Origin of the sequence: Kitasatospora sp. NPDC056783 (assembly GCF_042789895.1) — a bacterium.
Lineage (GTDB): Bacteria > Actinomycetota > Actinomycetes > Streptomycetales > Streptomycetaceae > Kitasatospora.
In genome coordinates this window covers 1-7,341 of sequence record NZ_JBHUAF010000414.1, presented here as the reverse complement: position 1 = coordinate 7,341, position 7,341 = coordinate 1, and the positions used below count along the sequence as shown (strand labels likewise).

Sequence of the window (7,341 nt, the reverse complement as noted above, 5' to 3'; positions counted from 1 at the left end):
GTGCTCCTTGCAGGGCTGGCAGCGGTTGTCGGGCCCGCCGGGCCGATGGGGCGGCCGGGCGGTGTCCGCGCCGGTGGGGCGACGCGCAAGGAACCTCGGTTCCGGAAAAGCGAATGGACGGCTCGTCAGAACATCAGCGGATCGGCCCAGCCGGACGCCAGCAGCCCGCACAGCAGCAGCACGGCGGTGACGGCGACGGCCTCGGAGCGTCCGAAGCCGAGGTCGGAGCGGCCCGGCGCGGGTGCGGCGACCTCGCCGGCGGCGGCGCCCTTGCCGCCGTTCGTCCCCTTCGACAGCGGCCACAGCTCCCGGATCAGCGGGACCATGGTGTAGGCGGTGAGCGCGAGCAGCCCGGCGAGCGCCCAGTACGGCCGCCAGCCGTGCAGCAGCGCGGCCCGGACCAGCCCGGCGGCGCCCGCGAGGACGACGAGCCCGAGCCAGCCGACCCCGATCCGGGCGACGGCGCGGGCGAGCGAACCGCCGCCGGAGACGGCGCCGGTGGGCACCCAGTCGGCGGAGCGGCGGCGCAGCGCGTGGGCGATGGCGACCACGTGGCAGAGCCCGCCGAGGAGTTGGACCCGGGTGACCTCGAAGCGCCAGCGGGTGCGGGACATCGCGGGCAGCAGCACCAGGGCGACCCAGATCGGCGGCAGGAACGGCAGCACCTGCCAGGGCCGGATCTCCTCGGGCCGGAAGTACAGCATGATCAGGGCGGGCAGCGGCACCGCGAAGACGTTCACCGCGCTGGTGACGTAGCCGAGGATGCCGTTCCAGAAGCAGAGCCGGGCGGACCTCGGCAGCGGGCCGCGGCGGAAGTCCGGGTCGCGGACCAGGGCCAGGGAGCCGAGGCACCAGCGGTACTGCTGGCTGATGAAGGCGGGCAGACCGGTGGGCGACATGCCCTTGGCGACCAGCGCGGGGACGTAGCGGGTGGCCCATCCGGCGCGGGCGAGGGCGAGGCCGGTGTAGAGGTCCTCGCTGTGGTCGATCTCCGCGAAGCCGCCGATCCGCCGCAGCGCGGCGCGGCGGTAGAGGGCGTTGGTGCCGCAGCAGACGGTGCCGTCCTGGGCGTCCCGGGAGGGCTGGATCCAGCGGTAGAAGATCTCCTGGGTCGCTCCGGCGGCGCGTTCGAGCCAGGACATGTCGGCGTCGGTGTCGAAGCACTGGGGGCTCTGCACGATGCCGACCTCGGGGTTGTCGAGGTAGGGCACCAGGTGGTGCAGGAAGTCGGGGCGGGGGCAGAAGTCGGCGTCCAGGACGGCGATGATCTCGCCGTCGCCCTCGGCCAGGCCGTGGTTGAGGTTGCCGGCCTTCTTGAACCGGCCCCGGTCGGGGCGGGCGCGGTACCGGAAGCCGTAGGACTCGGCGAGTTCGCGCACCTCGGGGCGGTCGGCGTCGTCGAGCACCAGGACGGTCAGCTCGCCGGGCCACCGGACGGCGGCGGTGTGCCGGTAGGCGTTGTCCAGGACGGCGAGCGGCTCGCCGGCGGTGGGCAGCAGCAGGTCCACGCTCGGGTGGCGGGCGGGGCTCCAGGCCCGCAGCAGCAGGTCGTGGGAGTCCCGGGTGAAGCGGCGGGCGCGCTGGCCGTCGGCGAGGGAGAGCAGCCAGGTGGCCGCGTTGAGCACCGTGAGCGCCAGGAACGGCCAGAGCAGCGGCTTGCTGAGGGCGAACAGGCCGAGCGTGGCGGTGGCTCCCGCGTAGGAGAGGGTGGCGCAGAGCAGCACCCAGCGGCGCTGCGGGCCGAAGTACCAGTAGAGCTCCTGGTCGTCCGGCGGGCTGGGCAGCCGGTGGCCGTCGGGGTCCGCGGGTGTCCGGCGCGGACCGGTTTCGGGTGCGGGCATGGCGGTGCCATGGAGTACGGGCATGCGGAAATGGCCCCCCTGGGCAGCGGACGGTACGTGGCCGTTCGCCGCTCAGCCTCTCACATTGGCCTAGACCAATAATGAACGAGGTATGACATCTCCGCATCGCCCCTGCTCATCGAGTTGACCCCCCGTCACCTGCGAAGATCCGGTCGCGCGAAGCTGAACCGGACCCCGCGGCCGAGCCGTTTCAGAGAGCCGTCAAGTCCTTGACGAGGTGGACGAACCGGAGGTCCGGCCGCCGCGGGACGCCGAAGTCCTCGTCGCCGTACGGGAACGGGCTGAACTCGCCGTTGCGCCGGAAGCCGCGCCGCTCGTACCAGGCGATCAGCTCGGGACGCTGCTCGATCACCGTCATCTCCATCGCGCGCACGCCCCACTCCTCGGCGGCCAGCCGCTCCGCCTCCGCCAGCACGGCCCGGCCGATGCCGCCGCCCTGGAGTCCGGGGCGCACCGAGAACATGCCGAAGTAGGCCAGCTCGCCGCGCCGCTCCAGCTGGCAGCAGGCGAGCAGCTCGCCGCCGCGCTCGGCCAGCAGCACCAGGCCCTCGGGGTGGCCGACCGCCGCGGTGACGGCCTCCGGGTTGGTGCGCCGGCCGCCCAGCAGGTCCGCCTCGGTGGTCCACCCGGCCCGGCTGGAGTCGCCGCGGTAGGCGGACTCGACCAGCGCCACCAGGGCCGGGACGTCGGCGGTCGTGGCGGGCCGGAAGGCGGGCTCCCCGGCGGGCCCGGCGGTGTCGGCGGCGGGGTCGGTGGCGGCGTCGGTCATGACTTGCTCTCTCCTCACGTGCGGGGGCCGCCCGTGGTGGCCGGCCCACGGGCATCGTGCCACAGCGCGCCGCGGGCGCCGGGCGTCCGGCGTCCGCGCGAGCACACCTCCGGGCCCGCACCGGAGCCCCGGATCGCACCGGCGGCGCCCCGCGTCCGCCCGGCGCCACCCACCGCTCCCCCGGTCTCGTTTCGCGGTCGACGGAACCGGCAAAACCGGCAACGCCGACTGCCGGTCACGACGCTCCGGCCCGCCTGACGTGCGTTCACCATGTGAAAAAAGATGCCTGGTCACGGTGGCGGGTACATGGCTACTCTGCGGTACGGCCGGTCAGACCCCGGCCGTACCGGGTCATTTCGACCTTCCCCACGCTCGGTTCCCGAGGAGTGCCCCATGCACCGCTCTTCCCGTTCCGCCCGTACCGCCCGCGCCGACAGACCGGCCCGCCGCCGGCTGCCCGCCGTGGCCGCCCTCGCCGCCGCGACCGCCCTGGTCGCCGGCGTGGCCGCCCCGGCGTACGCGGCCGAGCCCGCCCCTGTCGCCCCCGCCGCCAAGGCACGCCCCGGCTTCCACCCCGACCAGGACTTCGCCGGCTCCACCGTCGCCGCCCACGAGGGCCGCGGCGGCGGTGCCGCCCCGTTCGCCTCGCTCGCCGCCACCCAGACCCCGGGACTGGACGTCTCCAGCTACCAGGGCAACGTCAACTGGTCCTCGGTGGCCGCCAACGGCGCCAAGTTCGCCTACGTCAAGGCCACCGAGGGCACCGGCTACACCAACGCCGCCTTCGCCCAGCAGTACAACGGCTCGTACAACTCCGGCCTGATCCGCGGCGCCTACCACTTCGCGCTGCCGGACGTCTCCTCCGGCGCCACCCAGGCCGCCTACTTCGTCAGCCACGGCGGCGGCTGGTCCGCCGACGGCAAGACCCTGCCGCCCGCGCTGGACATCGAGTACAACCCCTACGGCGCCACCTGCTACGGCCTCAGCCAGAGCGCCATGGTCAGCTGGATCCGCTCCTTCAGCGACACCGTCCACACCCGTACCGGCCGCTACCCCACCATCTACACCACCACCAACTGGTGGACCCAGTGCACCGGCAACTACAGCGGCTTCGGCGCCACCAACCCGCTCTGGATAGCCCGCTACGCCTCCACCGTCGGCACCCTGCCGGCCGGCTGGGGCTACCAGACCTTCTGGCAGTTCGCCGACTCCGGCACCTTCCCCGGTGACCAGAACTACTTCAACGGCGCGGCCGACCGCCTCCGCGCCCTCGCCCTGGGCTGACCCGGCCGCACGGGCGCGGTCCTCGCACCGGGTGGTCCGGTGCGGGGACCGTGCCCGGGGCCGCCGCCTCAGCGCAGCAACGGGAGCACCGGCTGCGCACTGCGGCCGGTCGCCGCCTCGATGAACGCCACCGGATCGGCGACCTCCGCCAGCAGCCCACGGGTGAAGTGCAGCGCGCCCTCGGCGGGCGGCGGTCCGCCGACGGCCGCGATCAGGTCGAGCAGGTGGACGGTCGCCTCCATCAGCGCCACCTCGCCGAGCGCGCCGACCGTCACGCTGCCCAGCAGCGGATGCGCCACGGTGGCGCCCGGCGACAGGTCCGCGAGGCCGGCCAGCGCGGCCGGGCCCTCGACGCCGAACCGGGCGATCAGCACGGCGGGTTCGGCCGTCCCGGCCGCCCGCTTCGCCGCCTCCGCGACCTGCCCGGCGGCGGTGTGCGCGATGCCGCCCGGCCGGTTGTAGGCGCGCAGGACGCCGGCGCCGTCGGTCACCTCGGCCGGCCCGTCGAGCACGGCGGCGCGCAGGCCGGTGAACATCTCCGGCACCGGCGCCACGTGCGCGTACAACTCCCGTACCGTCCAGGCGGGCAGCCGGGTGGCCCGGTCCCAGTCCTCGGCGTCCAGGGCCGCTCCGCGCTCCGCCCAGGAGGCCCAGACCTCCGCCAACAGGGCTCGCACCGGATCGTTCTGACCGCTCATCGGCTCTCCTCGGGACGGCGGGACCACGGGGTTGCCCCCACGCTACCCGGCGCCCCGGAAAACCGGTCGCCACCCCCTCCCCGGGCGCCGCCCTCGTCGTCCGACCGCTGCTCGGCCGAGGATCGGGTGGGGATCGGGTGGGGCCGGGGGCGGCGGCACCGGTCAGGCCCCGCAGTCCGCCACCAGCCGCCGGACCACCGCGCGCAGCCGGCCGCCCGGGCGGCTACGCAGCGCAGCGCGCCCCGCCGCCCCCGTCGCCACCCCCACCGCTCCGGCCACCCCGCTGACCAGCGGAATCGGCCTGACCGCCATCAAGACCCGCTCGGCCGTTTACGCATGATTCATACCTTGTATCCTGGTTCTGTATCCGTTGAGTGACATCCGTCGAAGCCAGCCCGGCAGCGGGCCCCGCGCCTCCGCGGACCGCCCCGGCCCCGGCCCCGGCCCCGGCCGACGACGCTGCCACCGACCCTGAGGAGTGCGGACATGGCCGAGCAGGGCGCCCCCGAGAAGCGGGGCCGGCTGAGCCGCCCGCTGGTGCTGGGCGCCGCGGTGGCCCTGGTCGACCGCGAGGGCCTGTCCGCACTGACCATGCGCAGGCTGGCGACCGAACTCGGCGTGGAGTCGATGGCCCTGTACCGCTACACCCCCGGCAAGGAAGCCCTGATCGACGGCCTGGTCGAGGCCTACTTCGACGAGATCAACGCCCGGCTGCGCGCCGGCACCCGCCACGACGCGCCGCACGAGGACGACTGGCGGGCCGAACTGCGGCGGATCGCCCAGGCGTTCGCCGCCACCGCGCACGCCCACCCGGAGATCCTGCCACTGGTCGCGACCCGCCCGCTGGCCGTCCCGGTGGCCCGTCGCCCGGCCTCGGTGCTCGAACTCACCGAGCACATCCTGGCCGTGCTCGGCCGGGCCGGCTTCGACGACGCCGGATCGCTGACCGTCTACCGCACCTTCGTCGCCTGGAACCTCGGCTGCATGCTGGTGGACAAGCGCCAGGTGGTCGACAACCCCAGCGAGCCGGACCCGGTCCTGCGGCTCGGCCTGCACCGGCTGCCCGCCGCCGACTACCCCCGGCTGCGCGCCCTGGTGCCCCGGTTCGCCGACTTCGACGACGACGCGGAGATGCTGGCCGGCCTGGACAGCCTGCTCGGCGGGATGCCGGAACCGCCCCTTGACGGGTTCTACGGCGGCGACGCATCCTGAGGATACGAGGTACACGTCGGACATATCCGCTCCTGTCGACACCGTGGAACCAGCCCACGCGGGCCGCGGTCCCCGGTGCCCGAGAAGAGGTCACCATGTCCGCCGTTCCCACCCGACCACCCCGACCCGACGTCCTCCGGCTCCGCGTCACCGCCAGGGACCCCGAGGTTCTGCGCGCGCTGCTGCGCGAGGCCCGCCCCGACACCGGCGGCCGGCCCGGGCTCGAAGCCGACGGCAGTGTCGGCATCGACGTCTACGCCCCGGCCGACCGGATTCCGGCCCTCGAACGCGAGGGCGTCTCGGTGGTCCGGATCGGCAACGCCAGCGAGGCCGGACGCGCCGCCCAGGCCGAGGTCGGCACCGGCGACCGGTTCGCCGCCGCCGACGCCGTCCCGCACGGCCTCGCCGCCAAGCCCGCCGGCTGACCCGGGAGGCCGTCATGCCGTACCTGAACATCACCGAGGTCGAATCGGCCGTGACCAGCCTGGCCACCGCCTACCCCGGCACGTCCCAACTGCTCACCCTGCCCGAGCCCTCGATCGAGGGCCGCACCGCCCACGCCCTGCACATCGGCGCACCCGCCCCGATCCCCAAGAAGTGCGTGATGATGATCGGCGGTGTGCACGCCCGCGAGTGGGGCAGCTGCGAGATCCTCGTCCACCTCGCCGCCGACCTGCTGGAGGCCCAGCGCGACGGCACCGGCCTCGGCTACGGCGGCACCGTGTTCACCGCCCAGCAGGTCCACGACCTGCTCCAGCGGCTGGACCTGGTGTTCTTCCCGCTGGTCAATCCGGACGGCCGGCTGTTCAGCCAGACCGTCGACCCGATGTGGCGCAAGAACCGCGACCCCGCCGACTCCGGCGGCAGTTCGAACCCGGACTGCGTCGGCGTCGACCTCAACCGCAACTACGACTTCCTCTTCGACTTCGCCACCGCCTTCGCCCCGACCGCCACCCCGCAGGTGTCGGCCGACCCGTGCGACCAGCAGGTGTACGAGGGCCCGAGCCCCTTCTCGGAGCCGGAGACCCGCAACGTCCGCTGGCTGCTGGACCAGTTCCCGCGGACCGGGTGGTTCGTCGACGTGCACAGCTATTCCCAGGACATGCTCTACAACTGGGGCGACGACGACAACCAGTCGACCACCCCCGACATGAACTTCCGCAACAGCCAGTACGACGGCACCCGCGGCCTGCCCGGCGACCTCGCGTACGCGGAGTACATCCCCAAGACCGACCTGGACACCGCCGTCCTGCTCGCCGAGGCCTTCTGCCAGGGCCTCCACGGCGTGCGCGGCCTGACCTACCGGCCGCTGAGCGGCTTCCACCTGTACCCGACCAGCGGCACCAGCGACGACTACGTCTTCGCCCGCCACTTCGACGACCCCGACCAGGGCAAGGTGCTCGGCTTCACCGTCGAGTGGGGCACCCGGTTCCACCCGCCGTGGGCGGAGATGGAGAAGATCGTCCTCGACGTGGACGCCGGGCTGGTGGGGTTCTGCCTGGCCACCACCTGAACC

At 74.0% G+C, this 7,341-nt stretch carries 7 protein-coding genes; 4 read left to right on the top strand and 3 right to left on the bottom strand.

All coding sequences use genetic code 11. The annotated features are described in order from the left end of the window. Window positions 1-125 precede the first annotated feature (125 nt). Window positions 126-1,841, bottom strand: coding sequence for a glycosyltransferase family 2 protein (locus tag ACFRMQ_RS35415; RefSeq protein ID WP_380734912.1), 1,716 nt, complete (start codon window positions 1,839-1,841; stop codon window positions 126-128). Window positions 1,842-2,052: 211 nt separating this feature from the next. Further along, window positions 2,053-2,631 (bottom strand): GNAT family N-acetyltransferase, encoded by a 579-nt coding sequence (locus tag ACFRMQ_RS35410; protein ID WP_380734911.1) that lies wholly within the window; start codon window positions 2,629-2,631, stop codon window positions 2,053-2,055. Window positions 2,632-3,024: 393 nt separating this feature from the next. Between ACFRMQ_RS35410 and ACFRMQ_RS35405 the strand changes: the two genes are divergently transcribed. Further along, window positions 3,025-3,915 carry a lysozyme gene (locus tag ACFRMQ_RS35405; RefSeq protein ID WP_380734910.1) on the top strand — a complete coding sequence of 297 codons (891 nt, stop codon included), beginning with the start codon at window positions 3,025-3,027 and terminating at the stop codon, window positions 3,913-3,915. A gap of 68 nt (window positions 3,916-3,983) precedes the next feature. On the opposite strand, the gene ACFRMQ_RS35400 is transcribed toward ACFRMQ_RS35405, so the two are convergent. After that, a complete protein-coding gene (locus tag ACFRMQ_RS35400) occupies window positions 3,984-4,613 on the bottom strand; it encodes a maleylpyruvate isomerase N-terminal domain-containing protein (RefSeq protein ID WP_380734909.1) in 630 nt (209 codons plus the stop codon). Between the two features lie 486 nt (window positions 4,614-5,099). On the opposite strand from ACFRMQ_RS35400, the gene ACFRMQ_RS35395 reads away from it, so the two are divergent. From ACFRMQ_RS35395 to ACFRMQ_RS35385, 3 genes are all read left to right on the top strand, one after another. Then, window positions 5,100-5,825: a TetR/AcrR family transcriptional regulator gene (locus tag ACFRMQ_RS35395; RefSeq protein ID WP_380734908.1), complete on the top strand. Its 726-nt coding sequence runs from the start codon at window positions 5,100-5,102 to the stop codon at window positions 5,823-5,825. A 95-nt stretch (window positions 5,826-5,920) separates the two neighbouring features. Next, complete coding sequence (locus ACFRMQ_RS35390; RefSeq protein ID WP_380734907.1) at window positions 5,921-6,250, top strand: hypothetical protein; 330 nt, start codon at window positions 5,921-5,923, stop codon at window positions 6,248-6,250. 14 nt (window positions 6,251-6,264) lie between these two features. Beyond that, window positions 6,265-7,338: a M14 family metallopeptidase gene (locus ACFRMQ_RS35385; protein WP_380734906.1), complete on the top strand. Its 1,074-nt coding sequence runs from the start codon at window positions 6,265-6,267 to the stop codon at window positions 7,336-7,338. Window positions 7,339-7,341 lie beyond the last annotated feature (3 nt).